The organism is Luteimonas notoginsengisoli (assembly GCF_042648885.1).
GTDB lineage: Bacteria > Pseudomonadota > Gammaproteobacteria > Xanthomonadales > Xanthomonadaceae > Luteimonas > Luteimonas notoginsengisoli.
On sequence record NZ_JBHRYF010000001.1, the window covers coordinates 107,486 to 133,583 of the forward strand.

Here is a 26,098-nt window from a genome sequence, read left to right on the forward strand (position 1 = left end):
GCGGCGGATGGGGCTTGGCAGGTTCCGCGCCGGTGCGCTGCAGCGGCTGACCGACTTTTTCCGGCTGGAGGCGTCCAGCGGCATCGTGCTGATCGCGGCGGCGCTGGTGGCGCTGGCCTGCGCCAACACGCCGCTGCATGACCTCTACGAGGGACTGCGCGAACTGCCGGTGCAGCTGCGTGTCGGCGCGCTGGACATCGACAAGCCGCTCATGCTGTGGATCAACGACGGGTTGATGGCGCTGTTCTTCCTGCTGGTCGCGTTGGAGATCAAGCGCGAGACGCTCAGCGGCCAGCTCTCGAGCCGCGACCAGCTGCTGCTGCCGCTGGTCTGCGCCGCAGCCGGCGTGATCGTGCCGGCGCTGATCTTCTGGTGGTCGAATCGGGGCGACACGACCGCGCTGCGCGGCTGGGCGATCCCGACCGCCACCGATATCGCCTTCGCCCTCGGCATCCTCGCGCTGCTTGGCTCGCGCGTGCCGCTAGGCATGAAGCTGCTGCTGTCGACGATCGCGGTGGTCGACGACCTGATCGCGATCGTGATCATCGCCGTCTTCTACACCCACGGCATGTCGTTCGTGGCCCTGGGCTGGGCCGCCGCCGCCATCGCGGCAATGGCGATCCTCAACCGGCGCGGCGTCACCGCGCTGACGCCCTATCTCCTGCTCGGCCTGGTGCTGTGGGTTTGCGTGCTGAAGTCGGGCGTGCATGCCACCCTGGCGGGCGTGGTGACCGGCCTGATGATCCCGCACGTCAATCCCCGCAACGACCTGGACGACGCGACCGAATACTCGCCGCTCGAGACGCTCGAGCATGCGCTGCATCCCTGGGTGGCCTACGGCATCCTGCCGCTGTTCGCGTTCGTCAACGCAGGACTTGCGCTGGGCGGGCTGGGCATGGACGACATGCTCTCGCCGCTGCCGCTGGGCATCGCGCTGGGCCTGGTGCTGGGCAAGCCGATCGGCATCGTGTCGGCGGCGGTGCTGATGCGCGCGGCGGGGTTCGCGCGCTTCCCCAGCGGCATGGATTTCAGGGCGATGCTGGGGCTGGGCCTGCTGTGCGGGATCGGCTTCACGATGAGCCTGTTCATCGGTTCGCTGGCCTTCGCGCAGGACGGGCTGCGCTACACCGAAAGCGTGATCGGCGTGCTGGCCGCGTCGACCGTGTCGGCGGCGCTCGGCTATGGGTGGCTGCGCGTCGTGCTCAAGCCGCAGCCCACGGGTCGCTGAGATGCGCGAGGCGCTGGTGTTCGGCGGCAGCGGACAGATCGGCCATCCGCTGCTGGTCTGCCTGCATCGCCGCGGCTGGCGGGTGCAGGCGGTTTCGCGTCGTCCGCAGCCTCCGTTGCCCGGGGTGCAGTGGCTGCGCGGCGACCTGGATTCCGCGCAGGGCCTGCCGCCGCGCGTCGATGCGATCTTCAGCTGCGGGCCGCTGGACCGTTTCGCGCGCTGGTATGCCGGTTCGGCGGTCGAGTGCCCGCGCGTGGTCGCGTTCGGTTCCACCAGTATCGAGGTCAAGCGCGATTCGGCCGATGCCGGCGAGCGCGACCTGGCCGCCCGGCTGCGCGCCGGGGAAGCCGGCGTCCTGTCGACTGCCGCGCAGCGCAACGCGGCGGCAACGCTGCTGCGGCCGACCCTGGTCTACGGCGCCGGCGGCGACCGTACGCTGACGCGCATCGCGGCCATCGCAGGCCGCTGGCATCGCTTCGCGCTGCCGCGCGATGCCGTCGGGTTGCGCCAGCCGGCGCACGTCGGGGACCTCGCAAAAGCAGCGTTCGCGGTGCTCGACGCGGCGGCGACCCATGGCCAGGCCTACGCGCTGCCGGGGGGCGAAACCCTGGCCTATCGCGAGATGGTGGCGCGCGTGCTGGCGATGCTGCAGCCGCCGGCGAAACTGCACCTGCTGCCGCCCACGGCGTTCCGCGCGCTGCTGTCGCTTGCGCACGCAGCGGGCATCGCGCGCGACTTCGGCGACGCCGCGCTCGGACGCATGCGCCAGGACCTCGTGTTCGACATCGAACCGGCACGCCGCGATTTCGGTTACGCGCCGCGCGCGTTCGAACCGGCCGCCGGCATGTTCGGCACTGGCTGACGGTCGGGCAGGGCGGGTGCGCTAGACGGGCTCGGGCGGCGGCACCGGGCGCTGCCGCGCCACCGCGCGCAGGGCGATCGCGAGCACGCCGCCCAGCACCATTGCCCCGCCGATCCACAGCGCCGGGCCGGGGCGGTCGCCCCAGAACACGATGCCCAGCAGCACTGCCATCACCGGCGACAGCAGCATGTAGGGCGTGACCTGCGCCACCGGATGGCGCTGCACCAGGACGTAGAACAGGCCGTAGCCGAACAGCGACGACACCAGCGCCGAATACGCCACACCGCTCCACCCCACCCAGCTTGCCGCGCGCATCGCGCCCAGCGCTTCGGGCTCGAAGAGCGCGCTGGCCAGCAGCAGTGGCGCGACGCCGATCACCGCCGTCCAGCCTTGCGCATTGAGCGCGCCGACGCCCCGCAGCCGCCGCATCGCGATCGTGCCCAGCGCGATCGTGCAGGCGGAGCCCAGCATCAGCAGCAGGGCCAGCGGCGCCTGCAGCACGGTCGGGTCGAAGCCGAGCACCAGCACGCCGGCGAAGCTCAGTGCGATCGCGGCGCCGGTCCGCCAGCCAAAGCGTTCGCCGAGCAGCCGCCACGCCAGCAGCGACGCGATCGGCACGTAGCATTGCTGCGCGATCACCGGCGCCGACAGCCCGGCCGAGAGTTTCAACGACGCCATGCTCAATCCGAAATTGAGCGCACCGTTGAACACGCCCAGGGCCAGCAGTGCCCGCCACTGCCCGCGGTCGGGCAGGCGGATCCACGGCGCCACGGCCACCGCGAGCAGCGCCAGGCGCAGGCCGGCGAACAGCAGCGGGGGAAGTTCGCGCAGCGCGAAGGCGGCGAACAGGAAACTGCCGGCCCACGCCAGGCAGACGACCAGCGCCAGCAAGAGGTCGCGCGACCCGAGTCCGCGCGACACCGTTGTCTCGCCCACGGGCGGGGCGGCCTAGTATTTCCAGCCGAGCTTGCGGTACAGCTTGGACAGCACCCAGGCCGGGCCGATCAGCAGGTAGCGCAGGTCGGTGAAGAAACTGGGCTTGCGGCCCTCGAACAGCTTGCTGTGGCCGACGAACTGGGCGATCCAGGCCACCACGAACACCGCGATGGCGGCGTACAGCAGGTTGCGTACGCCATAGGCGTCGTGGATCCAGCGGGTGAACCACGCCATCGCGACGAACACCGCCAGCATGCCGAAGCCGAGCGGGCGCGAGGCGCGCCAGTAGAACATCCAGGCCGCGAACATCGCCAGCGCCGCCCACAGGCCGGCCTTGAACCACGTGATCGGGACCGGGATGCACCACAGCAGCGCAATTACGCTCCACAGGATCGCCGGGACCGCGAACACGTGGATCCACTGGTTGGCGTCGTTGCGATGGTCGCCGGAATAGCTGGCGAACCAGCGGTCGATCGGGCGCTCGCCGCTGGCGGGACTCGGGGTGCTCATGGTTCCTCCGCAGCCGGGTGTCGTCGGCGGCATGTTCGCACGTCGCCGACGCGGCTGCGGACAGCCGCCCCGATCGCCTCGCGCGCCGGAGGCATGGACCGGCCGCGCGAGCGGGGCCGGTCCCGTGCTTGCCTACAGGCCCGGCACTGCCGGCTGCCGCGATGGCGTTTCGGCCTGCGCCTGCGTCGCGCGCAGCTGCGCGTCCACGTGTTCCATGGGCGGTGCGGCCTGGCCCAGGTCCAGCCGGGCGCGGAAACCCGGGGTGGTGCCGAGCAGAAAGGCCGAGTCGCCCTGGACGATGATGCCGTGCAGCTTGCCGGCGCTGTCGATGCCGTTCTGCTTGGCCAGCAGCGTGGCGTGCGCGGCCAGCGCGTCCGGCACGTGGGCCGGAAGACGGCTGCGGATCGCCTGGAACAGGGGATGGTCCGGGTGCATCGCGTGGGTGACGCCGGCCCGACCCGCATCGACCGCCAGCGGTGTCGACGGACGCTGCCGGGCAAGGCTGCCGAAGGTTTCCCGACCCGCGATGCCGTCCACCTGCAGGCCGTGCGCGCGCTGGTAGGCCAGGACCGCCTCGCGGGTGCGCTCCCCGAAGGCACCGTCCTCGCGGAGCGCGTGGCCGCGGCTGTCGCGCATGCCGAGCCGGTTGAGTTCGCGCTGCAGGCCGCGCACGTCGTCGCCGTGCTCGCCGCGCCGCAGGATCCGACCCGCGGTTGCCGCGTCGGCGTCGGTGGCGCGGGAAGGCTCGCGTTCCGCCCGTGGCTCATCGAGCAGCAGCGGGCGGGCACGGGCGAGCGGGTCGGTCGCGTACAGGTGCACGCCGCGGGCCAGCTTGTGTTCGAGGTACCGGTCGAGCGGCCCGAGTTCCACGCCTTCGCCGCCGCGCGACTGGCTGATCATCAACGTGCCGGTCGCCGGGTCGCGCACGACCATGGTGATGTGGTCGATGCCCTTGTAGCGGCCCCGGTCCCAGCTTTTCGCGCCGTTGTCCTCGCCGATGATCATGCCTTCGCGCAGCGCGGCGGGCGTGATGTCGCGGCCTTCGATCAGCGTGCCCGACCGTGCCTGCGCCTTTTCCACGATCATCGCCGCGCCGTCGTAGCCGAGGCTGAACATGTCGCGGGTGCCGAAGACGTCGCGGCCGGCCTTGGCGTTGATCTCGGCCATGGTGGCGTTCTGCAGCGTGGCCACCCAGCCGGAGCAGTCGACCACGCCTCGTTCCGGATGCTTGCCTCCCATCCGGTACTGGACGTCGTCGAACCGGACGCTGAGCGCGTGGCCGGCCTGCAGCTCGATGGCCGCCGGCCGCGCCGCGGCCGGGTCCGGAAGCGCCGGGGGCGAAACCGGCTCGATGCCCTTTTCCGGGATGCGGACGCGGTCGAACTTCAGGTCCCAGTACTGGGTGAAGGTCGTGGCCATGTCGCGGTCGGACATCCGCGAGAACTCCGCGTACCGATGCCCGGTGACCGCTTCGAGGTCGCGCGCGCTGACGTTGTTGAGCAGGTTCGCGCGGGTGTCGTCGCGGCTGAAGTGCCCGCTGGCGATCGCCGCCTGGATCGAGCGGTAGCCCGCGCCGCCCTGCTGGTGGGCGAGGTACATGTCCAGGCCGTCGGGTTCGGACTTGCCGGACAGGTAAGGATGGCCATCGCGCTCATGGCGGTTGACCAGGGTGCGCCGGTTGTCCAGATACAGGCGCGCTGCGGCGTCGGTGTTCGCCACGGCGTCCAGTTCGTTTCCGCGGATGCCGTAGGCGCTGGCGGTCGACGGGACGAACTGGAACAGCCCCTTGGCGCCGTTCGGCCCGCGGGAGGCCTGTTCGTTGAAGGTGCCGCCGGTCTCGATATAGGCAAAGCGCATGAAGTCGTCGCGCGGGATGCCGCGCTCGCTTGCCTCGCGCTCGATGATGTCGAGCACTTCCGTTCTGGTGTAGTCGCGTGCCATCGCTTCATTCCCTTGGGTTGAGTACGGCATCGCTGCCGTGCGTGGTCAACCGGGCCCGTCCCTGGGCCTTCCTTGATCGGTCAACAGATCCTGTTACCGCTGCTGGTACTGCTTGCGGCCCTCGTCGTAGCGATAGTCGAGGGCCGTGCCGTCGAGGGTGCGGAGCCTGCCGTCCTCGCCGATCGTCGTGCCGTGCATCGCGACGCGGATCAGTGGCAGGTCGTGGCCGGCGTCGGCGATGAATTCGATCGTGCCGGTGCTCTTCGCGCAGGGCAGGCGGCCGGATTCGTCGTCGCAGGCGGCGCCATTGTCCTCGCCGACGACGAGGTTGCCCAGGTACGTCCAGTGCGTGTCGTCGACGTGCTGCAACTGTCCGGGATCGAACACCAGGACGTCGAACGATGCCAGCCGCGTGCCCGATTCGAGCGACCAGGTCGGGACCGCGAGCAGCCGCTTGCCGGCAGGCGTGGTGTAGTCGCGCGGCTTGCGGGATTCGTCGACGGCGTTGCCCTTCTCGTAGCCGCCGAACTCGCCGACATGGCGCTCGGCGCCTTCGAAAACCCAGGGCTTAGCCGCATCACCCGGAGCAAGCACGTAGGTCGCCTGCGCAAGCGTGACTTTGGCGTCCGGGTCCGGGTATTGCGCCTCGTCCGGCTTGCCGTAGTTGGCGGGCGTCTGGTACGCGAAGCCGGTGAAGTAGCGTTTGCCGCCCAGTTCGAAGGGATACCCGTACCAGTAGTGGGCCCAGCTCCCGTTTTCCACTTCGTACGACAGGGCGCCGTCGCCGTCCTTCTGGAAGATGAAGTACAGCACGCTGTCGGGCGCCGGCGGCGTGGTCGCGGACGGGGTGTGCAGATCGTCGGGCATGCTCGGAACATCCTGTCGTGTCGAAGGCGCGGCAACGCCTGCCGCTTGCGCGGGCGTGTCATGGGACGGTGTGGTGGCGGTCGGGGCGTCGGGCGCGCCAGCCGTGCAGGCGCCGACGAACAGGGCCGTCAATGCCAAAAGGGCGCGTTTCTCATGGGGCATGCCTGCTGTCCTTGTCCGGCTGGTGGCGGGCATCGGCCCCGTGCGCATGGCGCGCAGCCCTGGATGCCGATGTCGTGCAGGCGGCCGGGCCGATCCGTGCCCCGCTGGTCATGCGCCTGCTGCAGGCATCTTAGGCGGGCTCCGCCGGGCCAACAATCGCCCGCGCGCGCCAGGGAGTGGATTCGCGTCACGTTTCGCGACATCGGTTACGCCGTCGGCGCGCGCGTAGCACGGGTTGCGGGCTGCGGGGCGCGCCTTCGGAGCATTGGACTCGCGATGTCAGCCGCATCGTCAGGTTCCCCGCATCGATGCGGAGAAACCGAATGCCGATCCGCCGCCGGCGCGGCTCAGTCGATCGAAATGCCGGCCAGCTTCTGCAGGGCCTCGGCGTACTTGGCGCGCGTGCGCGCGATGACGTCCTGAGGCAGGCGCGGACCCGGCGCGGTCTTGCCCCAGTCCAGCGTTTCCAGGTAATCGCGCACGAACTGCTTGTCGTAGCTCGGCGGGCTGGTGCCCACGGCGTACTCGTCGGCCGGCCAGTAGCGCGAAGAGTCGGGCGTGAGCATCTCGTCCATCACGTACAGGCGGCCGTCGGCGTCGGTGCCGAATTCGAATTTGGTGTCGGCCAGGATGATCCCGCGCTGCGCGGCATAGTCGGCAGCGAACGCGTACAGCCGCAGCGTGGCGTCGCGCACCTGCTCGGCGAGCTCGGCGCCGATGCCGCGCACCATGGTGTCGAAGTCGATGTTCTCGTCGTGGTCGCCGACCGCGGCCTTGGTCGAGGGCGTGAACACCGGCTGGCGCAGCTGCTGCGCCTGGCGCAGGCCGTCGGGCAGGGTGATGCCGCTGACCCGGCCGGTCTTCTGGTAGTCCTTCCAGCCGCTGCCGATGAGGTAACCGCGCGCGATCGCCTCCACGGGCACCGGCTTGAGCCGGCGCGTGACCACGGAGCGCTGCGCGTACGGTGCGGCCTCGATGCCCGCCGGCAGCACCGAGGCGACATCGATCCCGGTCAGGTGGTTGGCGACGATGTGCGCGGTCTTGTCGAACCAGAAATTGCTGATCTGGCACAGCATCTCGCCCTTGCCGGGAATCGGGTCGGGCAGCACCACGTCGAAGGCGCTGAGCCGGTCGGTGGCGACCATCAGCAGCATCGGGTCGCCGTCGTCGCCGGGCAGGTCGAACACGTCGCGGACCTTGCCGCGGTGGCGCAGGTGGAGGCCGGGGAGGTCGGCTTCGAGCAGGGTCGTTGCCATCGTCGGAAGTTGCAGCCTACGGGCGGGCATTGTAGCGACGCGCGGCGGCGGGTGTGGGGACACGGCCGTGGCGCTTCAGGAGACGCTGGAATCCTTGTCTCCCCCAAGGGGCCTGCCCCAACGCCTTGCCTTGGCGGGAAGAGCTTCAGGCCGATGCCATCCAGCTGCGCGTGCGTGCCCTAGAATTGCCCCCATGAAACGCTGGTACGGAAAACTCCTCGGATTCATTGCCGGCTGGCTGCTGTTGCGCCACCCGGCGGGCGGGCTCATCGGCCTGCTGATCGGCCACGCGTTCGATTCGGACTGGTTCCGCGGCCCGCGCGAGGATCCCTGGCGCGTGCTCGGCCTGACCGACGCGGCCAGCGATGGTGAAGTCGACCTGGCCTATCGCCGCCTGATCACCCAGTACCACCCGGACAAGCTGACCGGCGCGGCGGACGAACTGCGCCGCAAGGCGGACGCGCGGGCGCGCGAGATCAACGCCGCCTACGATCGCATCAAGACGCTGCGCGGGCGCAGGTAGGCCCGCCATTGTGGCCACTGGCCACTCCCATGGCGCCGAGCGCCGACCCATCCTGCGCGAGAGCTGACATGCAATCGACCGTCATCGCCCCTTCCATCCTGTCCGCCGACTTCGCACGCCTTGGCGAGGAGGTCGACAACGTCGTCGCCGCTGGCGCGGACTGGGTGCATTTCGACGTGATGGACAACCATTACGTGCCCAACCTCACCATCGGGCCGCTGGTGTGCGAGGCGCTGCGCAAGCATGGCGTCACCGCGCCGATCGACGTGCACCTGATGGTCGAGCCGGTGGACCGGATCATTCCCGACTTCGCCAGGGCCGGCGCCACCGACATCAGTTTCCATCCCGAAGCCAGCCGCCACGTGCATCGCACGATCCAGCTGATCCGGGCGCAGGGCTGCCGCGCGGGACTGGTGCTGAACCCGGCCACCCCGCTGGACGTGCTCGACTACGTGCTCGAGGATCTCGACATGGTGCTGTTGATGTCGGTCAACCCCGGCTTCGGCGGGCAAAGCTTCATCGACGCGACCTTGCGCAAGATCGAACAGGTGCGCGCGCGCATCGACGCCTCCGGCAAGGCGATCCGGCTGGAGGTCGATGGCGGGGTCAAGCCGGACAACATCGCCGCCATCGCGAAGGCGGGTGCCGACACGTTCGTCGCCGGCTCGGCGATCTTCGGCCACGCCGACTACCGCGCGGTGATCGCGCAGATGCGCGAAGCGGTGTCGTCGGTGCGCTGAGCACCCCGCGGCTACAGCCGCGTCCTCGGCACTTGGGGGAGCGCCTTCGGTCGACCGCTCCGGTGACTGGCGCATGACAAGCGCGATTCACGCGCCGCCAACCCCGCGCTGCTAGCGTGTGCGTCCCCACGCGATCCGGATGCGCATGACCCCGCCACGCTGGTGCCTGATCCTCAATGGCAAGTCCGCCGGCGACGACGCCGTACGCGACGCGGTCGCCGCGATGCGCGAACGCGGGGTGCAGCTCGACGTCCGCGTGACCTGGGAGGCCGGCGACGCCGATCGCTACGTGGCCGAAGCGATCGAGAGCGGCGTCGATTGCGTGATCGCCGGCGGCGGCGACGGCACCCTGAGCGAGGCGGCCTCGACGCTCGCCCATCGCGATGAAGCGGCCGGGGCGCTGCCAGCGCTCGGGTTGCTGCCCCTGGGCACGGCCAACGATTTTGCCACGGCCGCCGGCGTTCCCGCCGAAGCGGCCGCTGCGCTGGCGCTGGTCCACGACCATCCGGCGCGTGCGGTCGACCTGCTGCGCCTGCAGGCGAATGGCGCCACGCACTGGGCCGCCAACCTCGCCAGCGGCGGCTTCGGCACCCAGGTCACGGTCGAAACCCACGACCGATTGAAGAAGGTGCTCGGCGGGCTCGCCTACCTGCTCACGGGGATGGCCAGGCTCGGCCGGATCGAGCCGATCGCCGCGCGGATGCGCGGGCCGGATTTCGCATGGCGGGGAGGCTTCATCGCCCTGGGCATCGGCAATGGGCGCCAGGCCGGGGGCGGGCAGGCGCTGTGTCCCGATGCGCTGGTCGACGACGGCCTGCTCGACGTCACCGTGGTGCCGGAACTGTCCGGAGAAATCGGCAGCACCCTGGCGACGCTGCTCAAGGACGGCAAGGAAGTCGCACTGGACCAGGTCGCGGTGCGCGCGCGCCTGCCGTGGCTGGAGATCGAGACCGACGCGCCGCTGGTGCTCAACCTCGACGGCGAGCCCGTGGAATCGACCCGCTTTCGCATCGATTGCGTGCCCGGGCGCGTGCGCATGCACCTGTCGGACGACAGCCCGCTGCTCTCTCCGGCCACGCTGGCGTGACGGCATCCGAAGCGGCTACAGTGGTGGCCATGGACTTCCGCGCACCCCCGCATCGCGTTTCCGCCGACCTGGGTTGGCGATGGTGGCTTGCAGCCGCCGTCGATCCCACCCGTCCGTCAGCACAGGAAACGCCGCGTGACCACGCCCGCATCGCCATCGCTTCGCACCCCGCACTCTTCCGCTAGCGCCAGCCCCGGGGCATATACCCGCGTGCCGGTCGTGCGCGAGGTCCTGTCTGATCTCGACACGCCGCTGTCGGTCTACCTGAAGCTCGCCGACGGCCCGCATACCTACCTGTTCGAATCGGTCGAGGGCGGCGAACGCTTCGGCCGCTATTCGATCATCGGCCTGCCGGCGCGGCGCGTGCATGCGTTCCGCGGCAGCACGCTCACGACCAGCGAATACGGCGAAGTGGTCGAAACCCGCGAGGTCGCCGACCCGCTGGCCGAGGTCGAGCGCCTGCGCGCGATGCATTCGGTGCCGAAGATCGAGGGCTTGCCGGGATTCACCGGCGGGCTGGTCGGCTGGTTCGGCTTCGAAAGCATCCAGTACATCGAACCGCGCTTCGCCGGCCCGCACGCGAAGGACGAGCTCGGCACGCCCGACATCCTGCTGATGCTCAGCGAGGAAGTCGCCGTGTTCGACAACCTCAAGGGCCGGTTGTACCTGGTCGTGCACGCCGATCCGCGCGAACCGCAGGCGCTGGCGCGCGCCAACCGGCGCCTGGACGAGCTGGTGCACCGCCTGCGCCAGGGCGGCGCCGGCTACCCGGAAATGCTGCAGCCGGCGGCGCTGGACGAAGCCGACTTCGTCTCCGGCTTCACCCGCGAAGGCTTCATCGCCGCGGTGGAGAAGTGCAAGGAATACATCCGCGCCGGCGACGTGTTCCAGGTGGTGCCGTCGCAGCGGCTGAGCGTGCCGTTCCACGCGCGGCCGGTCGATGTCTACCGCGCCCTGCGCGCGCTCAACCCATCGCCGTACATGTACTTCCTCGACGTCGGCGACACCCAGGTGGTGGGCGCCTCGCCGGAAATCCTCGCCCGGCTCGAATACGACGCCGCGGGGCACGGAACCGTCACCGTGCGCCCGCTCGCCGGCACCCGCCCGCGCGGCGCGACGCCGGAGCAGGACGCCGTGCTGGAAGCCGAACTGCTCGCCGATCCCAAGGAGCGCGCCGAGCACCTGATGCTGATCGACCTCGGCCGCAACGACGTCGGCCGCATCGCCGAGCCGGGCAGCGTGCAGGTCGGCGAGCAGTTCGTGGTCGAACGCTACAGCCACGTCATGCACATCACCAGCGAGGTGACCGGCACGCTGCGCGAAGGCCTGGGCTACGTCGACGTGCTGCGCGCCGCGTTTCCCGCCGGCACCGTCAGCGGCGCGCCGAAGATCCGCGCGCTGGAGATCATCCGCGAGCTGGAGCCGGTGAAGCGCAACGTGTATTCCGGCGCGGTCGGCTACCTCGGCTGGCACGGCGACGCCGACATGGCCATCGCCATCCGCACCGCGGTGATCCAGGGCGGACGCCTGCACGTGCAGGCCGGCGCCGGCATCGTCCACGACTCCGATCCGGAAACCGAATGGCAGGAAACCATGAGCAAGGGCCGCGCGCTGTTTCGCGCGGTGGCCCAGGCGGCGGGTGGTCTATGAGTGCGTTCGATGCCCCTGCCGGCGCGCGCGTGGCCGGGCGCGAACCAGTAGGCGCTGCGCGCGTAGCGAACGTGCCCGCCTCCTCGTGGGCCCGCGTGCTGCGCGGCTGCCTGCACTCAGGCCTTGATCACGAAATCGATGACGATCGCGCCCGCCTCGCGCTGGCGATAGACGATGTCGAGGTGGTCGCCGAAACGGTTGCGCAGCTGGTCGAGCAGCGGCAGCGGATCGTGATCGTTGACGAAGCGCATCGCCTCGCCGGGCTCGAGCGCGCCCAGCGCGCCGAAAATGGCCGAATGGCGGAAGCGGCGCGCGATGCCGCGGGCGTCGAAGGGGTGCGGCGTATAGGCGGCCGCAGGGGGTGCCGTGGCGGGGTCGGTCATGGAGGTGTCCCGGTTGACGTTGGAGCGCCAAGCCTGAGGCCACACATGCGCGGCCGCCCTGATCCAGGTCAGGATCGTCCGCGATCGCCAGGCCTTCCGTCGGTGGTCATCGGACTCGATCGAGCCGAAAGCCGAAGGCAGGCGCCGCCATGCTGCTGATGATCGACAACTACGACAGCTTCACCTTCAACCTCGTGCAGTACCTGCAGGCGCTGGGGGCGGAGGTGCAGGTGGTGCGCAACGATGCGTTGACGGTGGCGCAGGTCGCGGCGCTGCGGCCCGAGCGGATCGTGATCTCGCCGGGGCCGTGCACGCCGAACGAGGCGGGCATCTCGCTGGAACTGATCGAAACGCTCGGCGCGCGGATTCCGATCCTCGGCGTGTGCCTGGGCCACCAGGCGCTCGGCCAGGTTTATGGCGGCCGCGTGGTGCGCGCCGGGCGGATCATGCACGGCAAGACCTCGGCTATCCGCCACGCAGGCAAGGGCGTGTTCGCCGGCCTGCCCGATGGCTACGAGGCGACGCGCTATCACTCGCTGGTGGTGGAAAGGGACTCGCTGCCGGACTGCCTGGAAGTGACTGCATGGACGGAGAATGACGACGGCACCGTGGAAGCGATCATGGGTCTGCGCCACCGCGAACATCCGGTGGAAGGCGTGCAGTTCCACCCCGAGTCGATCCTGACCGAGCACGGGCATGCGCTGCTGAAGAACTTCCTGGAGCGGTGATCCACCGTTACCGCCCCTTCAAGGGGATTCCCGCCCGATCCAGCGAAGCTGACCGGGGCAGACACCACTCCTCCCCGAATCCGGGAGGTTCAGGACTTGAAGCCATGCCTATCACCCCGCAAGAAGCCCTGCAACGCACCATCGAGCACCGCGAGATCTTCCACGACGAGATGGTCGAGCTGATGCGCCAGATCATGCGCGGCGAGGTGTCGCCGGCCATGACCGCGGCCATCCTCACCGGCCTGCGGGTGAAGAAGGAGACGATCGACGAGATCGCCGGCGCGGCGACGGTGCTGCGCGAGTTCGCGCTGCCGGTCCCGGTGGCCGATACGACGCGACTGGTCGACATCGTCGGTACCGGCGGCGACGGCGCCCATACCTTCAACATCTCGACCGCCTCGATCTTCGTCGTCGCGGCGGCTGGCGCGCGCGTGGCCAAGCACGGCAACCGCAGCGTGTCGTCGAAGTCCGGCAGCGCCGACGTGCTCGAATCGCTGGGCGCGGCGATCGAACTGCAGCCCGCGCAGGTGGCGCAGTGCCTCGATGCCTGCGGCATCGGCTTCATGTTCGCGCCGATCCATCATCCGGCGATGAAGGTCGTGGCCCCGGTGCGCCGCGAGATGGGCGTGCGCACGCTGTTCAACATCCTCGGCCCGCTGACCAACCCGGCCGGCGCGCCGAACATCCTCATGGGCGTGTTCCACCCCGACCTGGTCGGCATCCAGGTGCGGGTGCTGCAGGCGCTGGGCGCGCAGCGCGCGCTGGTAGTGTGGGGGCGCGACGGCATGGACGAGCTGTCGCTGGGGGCCGCGACCCTGGTCGGCGAACTGCGCGACGGCGTGGTGCGCGAGTATGAGCTGCATCCCGAGGATTTCGGCATCGCCATGGCCGCCAGCCGCAACCTGCGCGTCAACGATGCCACCGAATCGAAAGCGATGCTGCTCGAAGCGCTGGGCAATACGGCGGGCCTGCCGCTCGAGATCGTGGCGCTGAACGCGGGCGCTGCGCTGTACGTGGTGGGGGTGGCCGGATCGATCGCCGACGGCATCGCACGGGCGCGGGAGGCGATTGCTTCCGGCGCGGCGCTGGGCAAGCTCCGCCAGTTCGTCGAAACCACGCAGCGCCTCGCCGCCGGTCACTGATCCCGGGAGGCGTTTTGTGGGAGCGGCTTCAACCGCGAGTTTCTCGGGGCAGGGCACGGGGAGGGGAAAGGCTCGCGGCTGAAGCCGCTCCCACAGATCTTTGGGGTCCCGGCCGCACGCCTGCCCGATGCCGGCCACCGCCGCAATGGTGCTATTTTGGCCGCCTGTTAGCCGCGCGCGTGATGCCGCGGCACCATCCATCAACAACGGGTCGCGTGCAGGCGCGTCGCCAGGAGCCAGCACCGCAATGTGTCCAAGCAGGGTCGCCGAGGGCGAAGAACGTGGCTGGATCGTCCCGATCGGCGGGGCCGAGGACAAGGAGATGCGGCGCCGCATCCTCAAGCGCTTCGTGCAGCTGTGCGGCGGCCGCGACGCGGACATCGCCATCATCCCCACCGCCAGCCGCCTGCCCGATACCGGCCGGCGCTACGAGGAGCTGTTCGACCGGCTGGAGGCCGGGCGTGCCCGCTCGATCGGCTTTGCGAGCCGCCAGGACGGCCAGCGCGACGACTACCTGCGCCAGCTCGAGACCGCCACGGGCGTGTTCTTCACCGGCGGTAACCAGCTGCGCATCTCCACCATCATCGGCGGCACGCCGGCGGCGAAGCTGATCCGTGAACGCAATGCGCACGGCGTGCACGTCGGCGGCACCAGCGCGGGCGCCAGCATCCTCAGCGAGCACATGATCGCGTTCGGCAAGGAAGGTTCGTCCCCGCGCGCGGGCAGCGTGCGGCTGGCACCCGGCCTCGGCCTCACCAACCGCTTCGTCATCGACCAGCACTTCCGGCAGCGCGACCGCCTCGGCCGCCTGGTCGCGGCGCTGGCGTTCAATCCTTTCGCGATCGGCATCGGCCTGGACGAGGACACCGCGGCGTTCATCCGCCCGGACAACGTGGTGGAAGTGGAGGGCAGCGGCGCACTGACCGTGGTGGACGCGGGCGACCTGCAGTTCTCCTCGATGGCCGACGCCGGCCAGAACCAGCCGGTCTGCCTGCTGGGCCTGAAAGTCCACATCCTGGTCGCGGGCGCGACGTTCGACCTGCATACGCGCTGCGCATCGCCGGGTACATTGGTCGACGACAAAAGCTGAAGAAGGGAGTGTCGATGCGTGTCCTGAACCGTTCCGTCTACGTCGGTCCGTCGCTGTACGCGCACTTCCCGGTCATCCGGCTGGAGCTCGACCTTGGTGCGCTGGAAGCCTGGCCGACCGCGAAGCTCGGGCCGGCATTCATCGACGCCCTGGTGGCCGCATTGCCCGGCCTGGCGGAACACGGCTGCTCCTATCGCGAGCCCGGCGGCTTCATCCGCCGGATGCGCGAGGGCGAGGGGACCTGGCTCGGCCACGTGCTCGAGCACGTGGCGATCGAGCTGCAGAACGCCGCCGGCGAGGACGTCACCTTCGGCAAGACGCGCAGCGTTTCCGAGGCCCGCCCCGGCGTGTACTCGGTGGTGTACGAGTACGAGCAGAAGGAGATCGGCATCGCTGCCGGCGAGCTCGCGCTGCGACTGCTCAACTCGCTGCTGCCCGAGTCGTTGCGGACGCCGGGCAGCCTGCCCGAGGGCTGGGATTGGGAAGGCGCGCGCGACGATTTCATCCGCTACGCGCAGCGCCGCGCGCTGGGCCCGTCGACCGCCTCGCTGGTGCGCGCCGCGGAGGAACGCAACATCCCGTGGCTGCGCCTGAACCAGCAGTCGCTGGTGCAATTCGGCCACGGCAAGTACCAGCAACGCATCCAGGCCACGGTCACCGGCAAGACGCCGCACATCGCGGTCGAGCTGGCCAGCGACAAGGAAGAAACCAACAAGATCCTCGGCTCGCTCGGCCTGCCGGTTCCACGCCAGGAACTGGTGTCGAGCCAGACCGACGCGCTCAAGGCGGCACGCAAGCTCGGCGGCTCGGTGGTGCTCAAACCGTACAACGGCAACCACGGCCGCGGCATCACCATCGACATCCGCGGCGACGACGAGATCCGCGAGGCGTTCAATGCCGCGCGCGAGCACTCGCGCTCGGTGATCGTCGAGACCTTCCAGCCCGGCGACGACCACCGCCTGCTGGTGATCAACGGCGAGCTGGTGGCCGCGACCAAGCGCACGCCCGGCCACGTCGTCGGCGACGGCACCCACACGATCGCCGAGCTGGTCGAGATCGTGAACCAGGACCCGCGCCGCGGCGTGGGACACGAGAAGGTGCTCACGCGCCTGGAACTCGACGCGCAGGCGAACCTGATGATGGAACGCGTCGGGCGCCACGCCGACTCCGTGCCCGAGGCGGGCGAGATCGTCTACCTGCGTTCCACCGCCAACCTGTCCACCGGCGGCACCGCCACCGACGTCACCGACATCATCCATCCCGACAACCGCGACATGGCGGTGCGCGCGGTGCGCGCGATCGGGCTGGACGTGGGCGGCGTGGATTTCATTACCCCGAACATCGCCGAGAGCTACAAGGCGATCGGCGGCGCGATCTGCGAGGTCAACGCCGCGCCAGGCTTCCGCATGCACGTCGCGCCCAGCGAAGGCACGCCGCGCGATGCCGCGGGTCCGGTGATCGAGATGCTGTTTCCACCGGGCACCCCGGCGCGGGTGCCGATCGCCGCGATCACCGGCACCAATGGCAAGACCACTACCGCGCGCATGCTCGCGCACATCACCAAGATGGCCGGCTACACGCCGGGCCTGACCACCACCGACGGCGTCTACATCGACGGCCAGCGCACGGTCGAGGGCGACATGACCGGGCCGGTCTCGGCGCGGATGGTGCTGTCCGACCCGCAGGTGGACATGGCGGTGCTGGAAACCGCGCGCGGCGGCCTGCTGCGCGCCGGCATGGGCGTGCGCCACGTCGACGTCGGCGCGGTGCTCAACGTCGCTTCCGACCACCTCGGCCTGAAAGGCATCGACACCCTGGAGCAGCTGGCCGAAATCAAGCGCGTGGTGGTCGAGGTCGCGCGCGAGTGCGCGGTGTTGAACGCCGACGACCCCAACGTGCTGCGGATGTCCGGCTACACCGATGCGAAGACCATCTGCTACGTGACCATGAATCCCTCGCATTCGCTGGTGCGCGAGCACATCCGCGCCGGCGGCCGCGCCTGCGCGCTGGAGGCCGGGGTCAACGGCCACATGATCACGCTCTACGACAAGGGCAGCCACATCCCGCTCATGTGGACCCACCTGGTGCCGGCCACCCTCGAGGGCCGCGCGCTGCACAACGTGCAGAACGCGATGTTCGCAGCGGCGATGGCGTATTCGCTGGGGATCAAGCTCGACGCGATCCGCCAGGGCCTGCGCACGTTCGACACCACGTTCTTCCAGGCGCCGGGCCGGATGAACGTATTCTCCGAACATCCGTTCAAGGTGCTGATGGACTACGGCCACAACGCGCACGCGGTCGGGATGATGGCCGACCTCGCGCAGCGGCTCGACGCAACCGGCCGCCGCATCGTGGTGCTGGCCGGCCCCGGCGACCGTCGCGACGAGGACCTGCATGCGATCGCAAGGGCGGTCGCGGGCAAGTTCGACCATTACATCGCGCGCCGCGACGATGCCCTGCGCGGTCGCGACGGCGACGAGGTGCCGCGGATCATCGCCGATGCGCTGCGTGGCCTCGGCGTATCCGAAGATGCGATCTCGATCATCCCCGACGAGCAGCAGGCCGTGGAGGCCGCGCTGCGCATGGGCCGGCCGGGTGACCTGATCCTGGTATTCGCCGATGCGCTGACGCGCTCGTGGAAGCAGATCACCAAGTTCACCCCCGACGGCGAAATGCCGCGGGCCGCGGCGAAGGCGGAGTTGCCGCCGCTGGAGGCGACGATGGACGAGCGCGCTGTCGCGGCGATGGGTGGGGTGGTTCGCGAGGAGCGCGGGCTGGTGTTCGAGCGCGAGGAAAGCGACTAGGGCCTTTGCCCGTGGAACGACAGGCCCTGCCGCATGACGACTGACTTCGACCCCGCGACCGAGCCGTACGAGGATTCGCGCCGGCTGACGGGCTGCAACGTCCATTTTTCGGGCACCGGTGCCGCGCTGGAGTCCGCGCCGGGCCTCGCGTTCGACGACGCGACGCTGACGCGCTGGCGCGACAACATCGCCCTTGCGCGCAAGGCGCTCCACTGGCCCGATGGCGCTGTGATCACGCGCCGCCATCGCAGCGGCGTCTCGCTCGCCTTCGCGGCGCCGCTCGACCGTCTCTACGCCGCCACCGAGGTCAACGAGTGGGCCTGGTGGTCGGCGGTCCTGACAGTGCCCGGAGTGTCGCGACCGGCCGTGGTCCCTGCTGCCCCTGAAGGGGAGCTCGCCAGAGCGGGCACGGCACGGACGGCGGGGGACGGCTCCGGGATGCCGCACGCGCCCGGTCATGCGGCCATGTCGGACGCTGATTCCGCATTGCACACCCTGCGCGCGCTGGCCGCCGCCGAGGCCCGTCCGGCCCTGCTGGCGCTGCAGACCGCGGCCACGGCGCGTGGCTTGCCGTGCCTGCCCGATGACGACACCGTCTCGATCGGTGCCGGCGAAGGCAGCCGCACCTGGCCGATCGATGCGCTGCCCGAGCCGGCCACCGTCGACTGGGCCGCGCTGCACGCCATCCCCACCGCGCTGGTGACCGGTTCCAACGGCAAGACCACCACCGTGCGCCTGCTGGCGGCGATGGCGCGCGCGCACGGCTGGCATACCGCGCACAGCTGCACCGATGGCGTGTTCTTCGACGGGCAGGCGCTGGAGTCGGGGGACTATTCCGGTCCCACCGGCGCCCGGACCGCGCTGCGGCAGCCGCGGGCGCAGGCCGCGGTGCTGGAAACCGCGCGCGGCGGCATGCTGCGACGCGGGCTGGCGCTGTGCCGCGCGAACGTCGCGGTGGTCACCAACGTCAGCGCCGACCATTTCGGCGAATACGGCGTGCACGATCTCGACGACCTCGCCGCGGTCAAGCTCACCGTCGCGCGTGCGATCGGGGGCGACGGATTGTTGGTTCTCAATGGCGACGACCCGGTGCTGCGTCGGCAGGCCGATGCGCTCGCCTGCCCGATCGGCTGGTTCGCCCGCGATTTCGACGCGCCGCTGCCGGGCGCGCATCGCGCGCGCGGCGGGGCGACCTGCGGCGTGCGTGGTGGACGCCTGCTGCTGTCGTTGGGCGGCGATGAACATGACCTCGGTGCGATCGATGCCATGCCGCTCACGCTCGGTGGCCGCGCCGGTTACAACGTCGCCAATGCCGCCGCCGCCGCGCTCGCGGCTGCCGCGATGGCCATCCCGGCGCCCGCCATCGCCGCAACCCTGGCGCGCTTCGGCAGCGGGCGCGGCGACAATCCCGGACGCCTGCAGCACTGGCGCTTCGGCGCGCTCGACGTGTATGTCGACTACGCGCACAACCCCGACGGCCTGCAGGGCCTGCTGCGCGCGGTCGGCGCCGACCGCCGCACGGGCAGGCTGGCGGTGATCCTCGGCCACGCCGGCAACCGCGAGGATGCCGACCTGCGCGCCGTCGCGGCCACGGCCGCCGGCTTCCATCCGGACCTGGTGGTGCTCAAGGACATCGGCGGCTACGAGCGCGGCCGCGCGTCCGGGGATATCGCGTGGATCATGCGCGACGCGCTGCACGAAGCCGGCCTCGCCGACGACGCGATCGAAATCCGGCTCGACGAGGTCGAGGCCGCAAGGCGCCCGCTGCAGTGGGCGCGCGATGGCGACCTGCTGGTGCTGCCGGTGCACGAGCTGGACGCGCGCGACAAAGTCGTGGCGTTGCTCGATACACTGCGCGCCTCCGACTGGCAGCCCGGGATGCCGCTGCCGCAGGACCAGGAAGAAGCGGAATGATCCAGCCAGCGGGCCCGCGCCCGGACGTGCTGCAGGCGATCCTGCGACGCAAGCATGAAGAAGTCGCCGAACGCGCCACACATGCGCCGATGCGCGAACTGTCCGCGCGCGCAGCCGATGCGCCGCCGACGCGCGGCTTCGCCGCCGCGATCGAGACGAAAATCGCCGCGGGCGCGCCCGCGGTGATCGCCGAGATCAAGAAGGCCAGCCCGTCGAAAGGCGTGATCCGCGGAGATGCCGGATCCGGATCCGGGGGAGGCTTCGATCCGGCGGCCATCGCCCGCAGCTATGAATCGGCGGGTGCCGCGTGCCTGTCGGTGCTCACCGACGTCGATTTCTTCCAGGGCGCCGACGCCTACCTGCAGCAGGCCCGCGCGGCCTGCACGCTGCCGGTGCTGCGCAAGGATTTCGTCGTCGATCCCTACCAGCTGGTCGAAGCCCGCGCGATCGGCGCCGACTGCGTCCTGCTGATCGTCGCCGCGCTCGACGACGACCGCCTTGCGGCGCTGTCGGAGCAGGCGCTGGACCTGGGCATGGATGTCCTGGTCGAGGTGCACGACCTGGCCGAACTGGAGCGCGCGCTGCAGGTGCCCGCGCCCTTGCTGGGGATCAACAACCGCAACCTGCGCACGTTCGAGGTGTCGCTCGACACCACGCTGGCGCTGCAGCACGCAGTGCCGGGCGACCGCCGCCTGGTGACCGAAAGCGGCATCCGCGGGCCGGCCGACGTGCAGCGCATGCGCGCGGCCGGCGTGGATGCCTTCCTGGTCGGCGAGGCGTTCATGCGCGAACCCGATCCCGGGGTCGCCCTGCGACAGATGTTCTTCGCCGCATGAGCAGCTTCGAGGAAGTGGCGGTACCGTACCGGCCGCTGGTCGTGTTCGATTTCGACCACACGCTCTACGACGGCGATTCGGGCAGCCACCTGGTGATGTGGCTGGTGCGGCGCCACTGGTGGCGCAAGCTGGCGGCGCTGCTGGCCGCGCCGGTGCTGCTGCCGATGGTGGCGTGGCTGCCGACGCGCCGGCGCGGCATTTCCGGCTTCCTGTGGATCGCCACCTTCGGCACCCACGGGCGCGCGCAGATGGATGCGCTGATCGACCGCTACGTGGCGGCGAACACCGCCGGCATCCGCGCGCGCCTGCTGCCGGCAGCGCTGAAGGTGCTCCACAGCCACCGCAGCCGCGGCGATCGCGTGCTGGTCGCCACCGGCGCGCCGCCGGAACTGGCTCGCGCGATCCTCGACTTCGTCGCCCACGAGGGTCTGCCGGTGATCGGCAGCCTGGGCAAGCCGTTCCTCGGCGGCTTCGTCACCGACCAGCATTGCCACGCCCGCAACAAGATGCGGATGATCTGGGACGCCGGCTACGATCGCATCGCGATCGCCTACAGCGACAGTCGCGCCGACCTGCCGCTGCTGCAGGCCGCGAGCCATCCGGTGGTGGTCAATCCCAAGCAGAACGCGGTGGAAGTTTTCCGTCGCGTGCTGCCGCCGGGCACGCCGGTCCTCAACTGGGGCTGCCCCGGACGCGCCGGAACGCCGGATGCCGGCCAGGAGACTCCGGTCGGGCGCGGGGCAGGGACGTCGTAACTTCGCGATCGAGACGCACCTGTGGGAGCGGCTTCAGCCGCGATCCTTTCGGATGGTCATTCCGGCAAAGCGCTCGCGGCTGAGGCTGCTTCCACGACTAAGCGACCGGCTCGCTAGGCGTCGCCCAACCGCTTGACGAAGCGCACCGACCGGTCGCCGTACCCGCAGGCGCGATAGAACGCGTGCGCGTCGGTGCGCTGCGAGCCGCTGGTCAGCTCCAGCCGGGCGGCGCCGGCGGCACGGGCGCGGCGTTCGGCTTCGCGCAGCAGCTGCCTGCCGAGGCCGCGACCCTGCGCTTCGGCAGTCACCACCAGCGCGGTGATCCGGCACGTGGTCGTGCCCAGCGGCAGGTAATACATGAAGTCCAGCGCCACCAGGCCGCAGACGCGGCCCTCGCAGCGGGCCACGACCAGGGCCTGGCGGTCGTTGTCGGTGATGATGGCGATGCGCTCGGCGGCTTCGCGCATGTCGCAGGGATAACCCAGTTCGCCGAGCAGTTCGGCGATGTCGTCGGCATCGAACAGCGACGCGCTGCGCAGGTCGGCGTCGGGAAGCGGACCACGGTCTGCGAAATGGCTCGACATCGTTCCGGCCAGGCGCGCGGGCCGTGGCCCGTCAGCGTGTCCCGTACAGCACGACGGTCTTGCCGCGCGCGTGCAGCTTGCCGTCCGCCTGCAGCTTCTTCAGTACCCGTCCGGCCATCTCGCGCGAGCAGCCGACCAGTCGTGCCAGCTCCTGGCGCGAGACGCGCAGCTGGGTGCCGTCGGGATGGCTCATCGCCTCCGGCTCGCGGGTCAGGTCGTGCAGCGTGCGGATGATGCGGTCGGTGACATCGAGGAAGGCCAGGCGCCCGGCCTTGCGGCTGGTGTCCAGCAAGCGGCGCGAGAGCTGCGCGCCGATCGCGTAGACGATCTGCGTTGCGTCGCCGATCAGCGAGCCCTCGAACAGCTGGTACAGGCGCTCGTAGCTGATCTCGGCCAGTTCGCACTGCACGCGCGTGCGCAGGATCACCTCGCGCACGTCGGACTGGATGAACAGGCCCATCTCGCCGACGAACTCGCCGGGGCCGAAATAACCCAGCACCAGTTCGCGGCCGTCGTCTTCCTCGGTAATGATGCTGACCGAGCCGCTGATGATGTAGTACAGCGTGCCGGCGGGATCCCCGGGTCGGAACACGTCGGTCCGGGTCGGGTAGCGGCGGCGGTGGCAGTGGGCCAGCAAGCGCTCGATCGTGGCCGCCGAGGGGGCCAGCGGATTCGAGTTGGCTCGATAATAAGGATTGATGAGAGCCACGGATGTCGGATTCATGAGCGGCGTCAACGGGGGATGCCCAAGAGTAGGCGGTCTCCGTTCATCCGGCAAACGCGGGCTTTCACCCTGATTCGCCCGATGGGCGCATAATTCGTCTTTCGCCCATCGAATCGAGAGGAATGACCGCCGTGGTCAAGCCGCTGCCGCGTTTGAAGCTCCAGGGCTTCAACAATCTCACCAAGGCGCTGAGCTTCAATATCTACGACGTGTGCTACGCCGTGTCCGAGGACGAGCGCCAGCGGTACATCGAGTACATCGACGAAGAGTACAACGCCGACCGGCTGACCCAGATCCTCACCGACGTGGCCGAGATCATTGGCGCCAACATCCTGAACATCGCGCGCCAGGACTACGACCCGCAGGGCGCTTCGGTGACGATCCTGATTTCCGAGCAGCCGGTGGTCGACAAGGCCGACGCCAAGGGCGTGATCTCCGATGCGGTGGTCGCGCACCTGGACAAGAGCCACATCACCGTCCACACCTATCCGGAAACGCACCCGCAGGCTGGCATCGCGACGTTCCGCGCCGACATCGACGTGGCAACCTGCGGCGTGATCTCGCCGCTGAAGGCCCTGAACTACCTGATCGAGAGCTTCGAGTCGGACATCGTCATCGCCGACTACCGCGTGCGCGGCTTCACCCGCGACATCAAGGGCAAGAAGCACTACATCGACCACAAGATCAATTCGATCCAGGATTTCCTGGCCAAGAACATCAAGGCCCGGTACGAGATGTTCGACGTCAACGTCTACCAGGAAAACATCTTCCACACCAAGATGCACCTGAAGGATTTCGACCTCGACCAGTACCTGTTCGAGGAAAAGGCGCGCAACCTGTCGTTCAAGGAACGGATGAAGATCGAGGCGCTGCTCAAGCGCGAGATCGAGGAGCTGTTCCACGGCCGCAACCTGGTCGAATAGGGCGGCGGTGACAGCCGTTCCAGGCACGCGGTGTAAAGCTGCGTGGCCCGGGACCCGGGCGGGACGACCCGCGCGGCGGAGGTTCGCCGATGGGACACAAGACCGACGACGGTCCGGCGCGAAAGCCCCGGGCCGTCGTTCTTTTCACCGTTGCGATTCTGATTTCGCAAGTTCGACATCTTAAGGAGGCCGCGATGGCCTGGATCTACCTGTTGCTGGCCGGCATGTTCGAGATTGGATTCGCGATCGGCCTGAAATACACCGAGGGATTCACCCGGCTGTGGCCGAGCCTGGCCACCGCGGCGGCCGCGGCGCTCAGCCTGTGGTTGCTGACCCAGGCGCTGCGCACGATCCCGGTGGGCACGGCGTACGCGATCTGGACCGGGATCGGTGCGGTCGGCGTGGCCACCCTGGGCATCGTGCTGTTCTCGGAAAGCGCCTCGCCGGGGCGGCTGGCCTGCATCGCGCTGATCATCGCCGGCGTAGGCGGGCTGAAGCTGGTGTCGGCGAACTGACCGCGTTGCCCTCGTGGGAGCGGCTTCGGCCGCGAGCTTTTGGCGCTGATCGCGGTGATCGCGGTGATCGCGGTGATCGCGGTGATCGAGCGAACTCGCGGCTGTAGCCGCTCCCACAAAAAAACCGGCGGCGCCCCGAGCTACATCCGGTAGGCCACGGTCTTCATCAGCTTCGAGGCGGCGGCCATGACGGCGGGGATCGGCTGCGGCAGGATCCGGGCGCCGGCCTGTTCGGCGTTGTCGGCGTGGCGGGCCTCGTCGGCCTTCATCGTGGTCAGGATCGCGCGGCTGCGCAGGTCCGCGCCCGGCAGGGTTTGCAGGTGCTCGTCCAGGTGGGCCTCGACCTGGCGCTCGGTCTCCACCACGAAGCCCAGGTTCCACCCGTCGCCGCGCAGGCCGGCCAGCGCGCCGATGGCGTAGCTGCCGGCGTACCACAGCGGATTGAACACGCTTGGTCGGCTGTCCAGCTCGCGCAGGCGGTCGGCGCACCACGCCAGGTGGTCGGTTTCTTCCTGGGCGGCTTCCATCAGGTGCGCCCGCGTCGCCGGATCGCGCGCCACCGCCGCCTGGCCCACGTACAGCGCCTGGGCGCAGACCTCGCCGACGTGGTTGATCCGCATCAGCCCGGCGGCGTGGCGGCGCTCGCCGTCCTCCAGGGCGACTTCGGGCGTGTCACCGGCCGGATTGGCGCGGGTCGCGGGCGGGTTGCCGAACACGGTCTCCAGCGCGCGCTGGGACTGGTCGAGCAAGCGATCGAGGGGGTGCTGCAGGCGGGGCGTGGACATGGCGTGGCTCGGTCGGCGAAGGGGCGTCCGGACGCGGCACTGCGGGGAAGCCCGGCGGATGCAGCCGCTGCCCCATTCTCGCCGCGCCCGGCCGGGCGCGCCAGCCGATCCCCCGCGCGCCGGGGTCGCGGGGGATCGGCGACTTGCGGCGCCCCGGCCGGACCGGTATCATTCCGCCTCTTTCGTCCCGCAATCGACATCGCGAGGCAAAATTCCGCCGCCAGCAGCGCGCCGGAATCCGCCCGACCACCGACCGAGAACCAGAGTTCGTCATGAAAACCTTCACCGCCAAGAACGAGACCGTCCAGCGCGACTGGTACGTCGTCGACGCCACCGGCAAGACCCTCGGTCGCCTCAGTGCCGAACTCGCGCACCGCCTGCGCGGCAAGCACAAGCCGGTCTACACCCCGCACGTCGACACGGGCGATTACATCGTGGTGATCAACGCCGAGAAGATCCACGTCACCGGCAACAAGCTGGCCGACAAGATGTACCACCGCTTCACCGGGTACATCGGCAACCTCAAGAGCGAAACCCTCGGGCAGGCGCTGCAGCGCCACCCGGAGCGCGTCATCGAAACCGCCGTCAAGGGCATGCTGCCGAAGAACCCGCTCGGTCGCGCGATGTACAAGAAGCTCAAGGTCTACAAGGGTGCCGAACACCCCCACGCCGCCCAGCAGCCGCAAGTCCTGGATATCTAACTCATGGCCATTTCGCAAAACTACGGCACCGGCCGTCGCAAGTCCTCCACCGCCCGCGTGTTCCTGCGCCGCGGCACCGGCAAGATCACCGTCAACGAGCGTCCGCTGGACGAGTTCTTCGGCCGCGAGACCGCGCGCATGATCGTGCGCCAGCCGCTCGAGCTGACCAAGAACACCGAGAGCTTCGACATCCTCGTGACCACCAGCGGCGGCGGCACCACCGGCCAGGCCGGCGCGATCCGCCTGGGCATCGCCCGCGCGCTGGTCGAATACGACGAGTCGCTCAAGGGCGAGCTGCGCAAGGCGGGCTTCATGACCCGCGACGCGCGCGAAGTCGAGCGCAAGAAGGTCGGCCTGCACAAGGCGCGCCGCGCCACGCAGTTCTCGAAGCGTTAAGCGCAATCGCCGCGAAGGCCCGCAGGTTGCACCGGCGGGTCTTCGAGGTCGATGCG

General features: G+C 69.7%; 26 protein-coding genes. 17 read left to right on the top strand and 9 right to left on the bottom strand.

The genetic code is table 11. The features are described from left to right. The first annotated feature begins 7 nt into the window (after positions 1 to 7). Both nhaA and ACFOM9_RS00510 read left to right on the top strand, forming a co-directional pair. Positions 8 to 1,228, top strand: a complete 1,221-nt coding sequence (nhaA, locus tag ACFOM9_RS00505) for a Na+/H+ antiporter NhaA (protein ID WP_386705253.1) — start codon at positions 8 to 10, stop codon at positions 1,226 to 1,228. Position 1,229: 1 nt separating this feature from the next. Beyond that, positions 1,230 to 2,090, top strand: coding sequence for an NAD-dependent epimerase/dehydratase family protein (locus tag ACFOM9_RS00510; RefSeq protein WP_386705254.1), 861 nt, complete (start codon positions 1,230 to 1,232; stop codon positions 2,088 to 2,090). 21 nt (positions 2,091 to 2,111) lie between these two features. Here ACFOM9_RS00510 and ACFOM9_RS00515 read toward each other — a convergent pair whose 3' ends face one another. From ACFOM9_RS00515 to ACFOM9_RS00535, 5 genes are all read right to left on the bottom strand, one after another. Next, on the bottom strand, positions 2,112 to 3,026 hold the full coding sequence (locus ACFOM9_RS00515; RefSeq protein WP_386705255.1) for a DMT family transporter: 915 nt from the start codon (positions 3,024 to 3,026) through the stop codon (positions 2,112 to 2,114). Between the two features lie 12 nt (positions 3,027 to 3,038). Next, positions 3,039 to 3,569: an Mpo1 family 2-hydroxy fatty acid dioxygenase gene (locus ACFOM9_RS00520; RefSeq protein ID WP_386705256.1), complete on the bottom strand. Its 531-nt coding sequence runs from the start codon at positions 3,567 to 3,569 to the stop codon at positions 3,039 to 3,041. A gap of 99 nt (positions 3,570 to 3,668) precedes the next feature. After that, complete coding sequence (locus tag ACFOM9_RS00525; protein ID WP_386707197.1) at positions 3,669 to 5,450, bottom strand: peptidoglycan-binding protein; 1,782 nt, start codon at positions 5,448 to 5,450, stop codon at positions 3,669 to 3,671. Between the two features lie 120 nt (positions 5,451 to 5,570). Then, positions 5,571 to 6,344 (bottom strand): hypothetical protein, encoded by a 774-nt coding sequence (locus tag ACFOM9_RS00530; RefSeq protein WP_386705257.1) that lies wholly within the window; start codon positions 6,342 to 6,344, stop codon positions 5,571 to 5,573. 509 nt (positions 6,345 to 6,853) lie between these two features. Then, positions 6,854 to 7,762 (bottom strand): phosphoribosylaminoimidazolesuccinocarboxamide synthase, encoded by a 909-nt coding sequence (locus tag ACFOM9_RS00535; protein WP_386705259.1) that lies wholly within the window; start codon positions 7,760 to 7,762, stop codon positions 6,854 to 6,856. A gap of 193 nt (positions 7,763 to 7,955) precedes the next feature. On the opposite strand from ACFOM9_RS00535, the gene ACFOM9_RS00540 reads away from it, so the two are divergent. The 4 genes from ACFOM9_RS00540 (at position 7,956) to trpE (ending at position 11,762) form a co-directional block, all read left to right on the top strand. Next, positions 7,956 to 8,285 (top strand): J domain-containing protein, encoded by a 330-nt coding sequence (locus tag ACFOM9_RS00540; protein WP_386705260.1) that lies wholly within the window; start codon positions 7,956 to 7,958, stop codon positions 8,283 to 8,285. A gap of 68 nt (positions 8,286 to 8,353) precedes the next feature. Further along, positions 8,354 to 9,025 (top strand): ribulose-phosphate 3-epimerase, encoded by a 672-nt coding sequence (gene rpe / locus ACFOM9_RS00545; protein ID WP_386705261.1) that lies wholly within the window; start codon positions 8,354 to 8,356, stop codon positions 9,023 to 9,025. A gap of 145 nt (positions 9,026 to 9,170) precedes the next feature. Continuing rightward, a complete protein-coding gene (yegS, locus tag ACFOM9_RS00550; RefSeq protein WP_386705262.1) occupies positions 9,171 to 10,112 on the top strand; it encodes a lipid kinase YegS in 942 nt (313 codons plus the stop codon). 210 nt (positions 10,113 to 10,322) lie between these two features. Then, entirely contained in the window at positions 10,323 to 11,762 is a 1,440-nt protein-coding gene (gene trpE / locus ACFOM9_RS00555) for an anthranilate synthase component I (protein ID WP_386707200.1), read from the top strand. A gap of 116 nt (positions 11,763 to 11,878) precedes the next feature. On the opposite strand, the gene ACFOM9_RS00560 is transcribed toward trpE, so the two are convergent. Beyond that, positions 11,879 to 12,145 carry a DUF2249 domain-containing protein gene (locus ACFOM9_RS00560; protein WP_386705263.1) on the bottom strand — a complete coding sequence of 89 codons (267 nt, stop codon included), beginning with the start codon at positions 12,143 to 12,145 and terminating at the stop codon, positions 11,879 to 11,881. A gap of 149 nt (positions 12,146 to 12,294) precedes the next feature. Between ACFOM9_RS00560 and ACFOM9_RS00565 the strand changes: the two genes are divergently transcribed. The 7 genes from ACFOM9_RS00565 to ACFOM9_RS00595 all read left to right on the top strand — a co-directional run bounded on the left by ACFOM9_RS00565 (position 12,295) and on the right by ACFOM9_RS00595 (position 21,414). After that, positions 12,295 to 12,873, top strand: a complete 579-nt coding sequence (locus ACFOM9_RS00565; protein WP_386705265.1) for an anthranilate synthase component II — start codon at positions 12,295 to 12,297, stop codon at positions 12,871 to 12,873. 104 nt (positions 12,874 to 12,977) lie between these two features. After that, positions 12,978 to 14,015, top strand: a complete 1,038-nt coding sequence (gene trpD / locus ACFOM9_RS00570) for an anthranilate phosphoribosyltransferase (RefSeq protein WP_386705266.1) — start codon at positions 12,978 to 12,980, stop codon at positions 14,013 to 14,015. A gap of 247 nt (positions 14,016 to 14,262) precedes the next feature. Next, complete coding sequence (locus tag ACFOM9_RS00575; RefSeq protein ID WP_386705267.1) at positions 14,263 to 15,105, top strand: cyanophycinase; 843 nt, start codon at positions 14,263 to 14,265, stop codon at positions 15,103 to 15,105. A gap of 14 nt (positions 15,106 to 15,119) precedes the next feature. Continuing rightward, positions 15,120 to 17,909 (top strand): cyanophycin synthetase, encoded by a 2,790-nt coding sequence (gene cphA, locus ACFOM9_RS00580; RefSeq protein ID WP_386705268.1) that lies wholly within the window; start codon positions 15,120 to 15,122, stop codon positions 17,907 to 17,909. 33 nt (positions 17,910 to 17,942) lie between these two features. Next, a complete protein-coding gene (locus ACFOM9_RS00585) occupies positions 17,943 to 19,823 on the top strand; it encodes a Mur ligase family protein (RefSeq protein WP_386705269.1) in 1,881 nt (626 codons plus the stop codon). After that, positions 19,820 to 20,659 (top strand): indole-3-glycerol phosphate synthase TrpC, encoded by an 840-nt coding sequence (gene trpC, locus ACFOM9_RS00590; protein WP_386705270.1) that lies wholly within the window; start codon positions 19,820 to 19,822, stop codon positions 20,657 to 20,659. Before ACFOM9_RS00585 ends, trpC begins: the two co-directional genes overlap by 4 nt. After that, the gene (locus tag ACFOM9_RS00595) at positions 20,656 to 21,414 is read left to right on the top strand and encodes a haloacid dehalogenase-like hydrolase (protein ID WP_386705271.1); all 759 of its coding nucleotides are present in this window, start codon (positions 20,656 to 20,658) and stop codon (positions 21,412 to 21,414) included. The genes trpC and ACFOM9_RS00595 overlap by 4 nt, the downstream gene beginning before the upstream one ends. Positions 21,415 to 21,527: 113 nt before the next feature. Here the strand turns inward: ACFOM9_RS00595 and ACFOM9_RS00600 are convergent, their stop codons facing one another. Beyond that, a complete protein-coding gene (locus ACFOM9_RS00600; protein WP_386705272.1) occupies positions 21,528 to 21,998 on the bottom strand; it encodes a GNAT family N-acetyltransferase in 471 nt (156 codons plus the stop codon). A 31-nt stretch (positions 21,999 to 22,029) separates the two neighbouring features. After that, positions 22,030 to 22,722 carry a cAMP-activated global transcriptional regulator CRP gene (gene crp, locus ACFOM9_RS00605; protein ID WP_386705273.1) on the bottom strand — a complete coding sequence of 231 codons (693 nt, stop codon included), beginning with the start codon at positions 22,720 to 22,722 and terminating at the stop codon, positions 22,030 to 22,032. Positions 22,723 to 22,853: 131 nt separating this feature from the next. Between crp and speD the strand changes: the two genes are divergently transcribed. Together speD and sugE are read left to right on the top strand one after the other, a co-directional pair. After that, positions 22,854 to 23,645, top strand: a complete 792-nt coding sequence (speD, locus tag ACFOM9_RS00610) for an adenosylmethionine decarboxylase (RefSeq protein WP_386707203.1) — start codon at positions 22,854 to 22,856, stop codon at positions 23,643 to 23,645. Between the two features lie 194 nt (positions 23,646 to 23,839). Beyond that, entirely contained in the window at positions 23,840 to 24,160 is a 321-nt protein-coding gene (sugE, locus tag ACFOM9_RS00615) for a quaternary ammonium compound efflux SMR transporter SugE (protein WP_386705274.1), read from the top strand. 140 nt (positions 24,161 to 24,300) lie between these two features. Here sugE and coq7 read toward each other — a convergent pair whose 3' ends face one another. Continuing rightward, positions 24,301 to 24,945: a 2-polyprenyl-3-methyl-6-methoxy-1,4-benzoquinone monooxygenase gene (gene coq7, locus ACFOM9_RS00620; RefSeq protein ID WP_386705275.1), complete on the bottom strand. Its 645-nt coding sequence runs from the start codon at positions 24,943 to 24,945 to the stop codon at positions 24,301 to 24,303. A 272-nt stretch (positions 24,946 to 25,217) separates the two neighbouring features. Between coq7 and rplM the strand changes: the two genes are divergently transcribed. Both rplM and rpsI read left to right on the top strand, forming a co-directional pair. Then, positions 25,218 to 25,646, top strand: a complete 429-nt coding sequence (rplM, locus tag ACFOM9_RS00625) for a 50S ribosomal protein L13 (RefSeq protein WP_386705276.1) — start codon at positions 25,218 to 25,220, stop codon at positions 25,644 to 25,646. A gap of 3 nt (positions 25,647 to 25,649) precedes the next feature. Beyond that, the gene (rpsI, locus tag ACFOM9_RS00630) at positions 25,650 to 26,042 is read left to right on the top strand and encodes a 30S ribosomal protein S9 (protein ID WP_386705277.1); all 393 of its coding nucleotides are present in this window, start codon (positions 25,650 to 25,652) and stop codon (positions 26,040 to 26,042) included. Positions 26,043 to 26,098 lie beyond the last annotated feature (56 nt).

Excerpts from the sequence above, each read along its gene's own strand:
- cphA (WP_386705268.1), top strand. The coding sequence starts at position 15,120 with ATGCGTGTCCTGAACCGTTCCGTCTACGTCGGTCCGTCGCTGTACGCG.
- ACFOM9_RS00595 (WP_386705271.1), top strand. The coding sequence starts at position 20,656 with ATGAGCAGCTTCGAGGAAGTGGCGGTACCGTACCGGCCGCTGGTCGTG.
- ACFOM9_RS00565 (WP_386705265.1), top strand. The coding sequence starts at position 12,295 with ATGCTGCTGATGATCGACAACTACGACAGCTTCACCTTCAACCTCGTG.
- ACFOM9_RS00530 (WP_386705257.1), bottom strand. The coding sequence starts at position 6,344 with ATGCCCGACGATCTGCACACCCCGTCCGCGACCACGCCGCCGGCGCCC.
- ACFOM9_RS00540 (WP_386705260.1), top strand. The coding sequence starts at position 7,956 with ATGAAACGCTGGTACGGAAAACTCCTCGGATTCATTGCCGGCTGGCTG.
- trpD (WP_386705266.1), top strand. The coding sequence starts at position 12,978 with ATGCCTATCACCCCGCAAGAAGCCCTGCAACGCACCATCGAGCACCGC.
- ACFOM9_RS00520 (WP_386705256.1), bottom strand. The coding sequence starts at position 3,569 with ATGCCGCCGACGACACCCGGCTGCGGAGGAACCATGAGCACCCCGAGT.
- crp (WP_386705273.1), bottom strand. The coding sequence starts at position 22,722 with ATGAATCCGACATCCGTGGCTCTCATCAATCCTTATTATCGAGCCAAC.
- ACFOM9_RS00585 (WP_386705269.1), top strand. The coding sequence starts at position 17,943 with ATGACGACTGACTTCGACCCCGCGACCGAGCCGTACGAGGATTCGCGC.
- ACFOM9_RS00535 (WP_386705259.1), bottom strand. The coding sequence starts at position 7,762 with ATGGCAACGACCCTGCTCGAAGCCGACCTCCCCGGCCTCCACCTGCGC.
- nhaA (WP_386705253.1), top strand. The coding sequence starts at position 8 with ATGGGGCTTGGCAGGTTCCGCGCCGGTGCGCTGCAGCGGCTGACCGAC.
- ACFOM9_RS00575 (WP_386705267.1), top strand. The coding sequence starts at position 14,263 with ATGTGTCCAAGCAGGGTCGCCGAGGGCGAAGAACGTGGCTGGATCGTC.
- coq7 (WP_386705275.1), bottom strand. The coding sequence starts at position 24,945 with ATGTCCACGCCCCGCCTGCAGCACCCCCTCGATCGCTTGCTCGACCAG.
- sugE (WP_386705274.1), top strand. The coding sequence starts at position 23,840 with ATGGCCTGGATCTACCTGTTGCTGGCCGGCATGTTCGAGATTGGATTC.
- ACFOM9_RS00560 (WP_386705263.1), bottom strand. The coding sequence starts at position 12,145 with ATGACCGACCCCGCCACGGCACCCCCTGCGGCCGCCTATACGCCGCAC.
- yegS (WP_386705262.1), top strand. The coding sequence starts at position 9,171 with ATGACCCCGCCACGCTGGTGCCTGATCCTCAATGGCAAGTCCGCCGGC.
- ACFOM9_RS00510 (WP_386705254.1), top strand. The coding sequence starts at position 1,230 with ATGCGCGAGGCGCTGGTGTTCGGCGGCAGCGGACAGATCGGCCATCCG.
- trpC (WP_386705270.1), top strand. The coding sequence starts at position 19,820 with ATGATCCAGCCAGCGGGCCCGCGCCCGGACGTGCTGCAGGCGATCCTG.
- rpe (WP_386705261.1), top strand. The coding sequence starts at position 8,354 with ATGCAATCGACCGTCATCGCCCCTTCCATCCTGTCCGCCGACTTCGCA.
- ACFOM9_RS00600 (WP_386705272.1), bottom strand. The coding sequence starts at position 21,998 with ATGTCGAGCCATTTCGCAGACCGTGGTCCGCTTCCCGACGCCGACCTG.
- rpsI (WP_386705277.1), top strand. The coding sequence starts at position 25,650 with ATGGCCATTTCGCAAAACTACGGCACCGGCCGTCGCAAGTCCTCCACC.
- rplM (WP_386705276.1), top strand. The coding sequence starts at position 25,218 with ATGAAAACCTTCACCGCCAAGAACGAGACCGTCCAGCGCGACTGGTAC.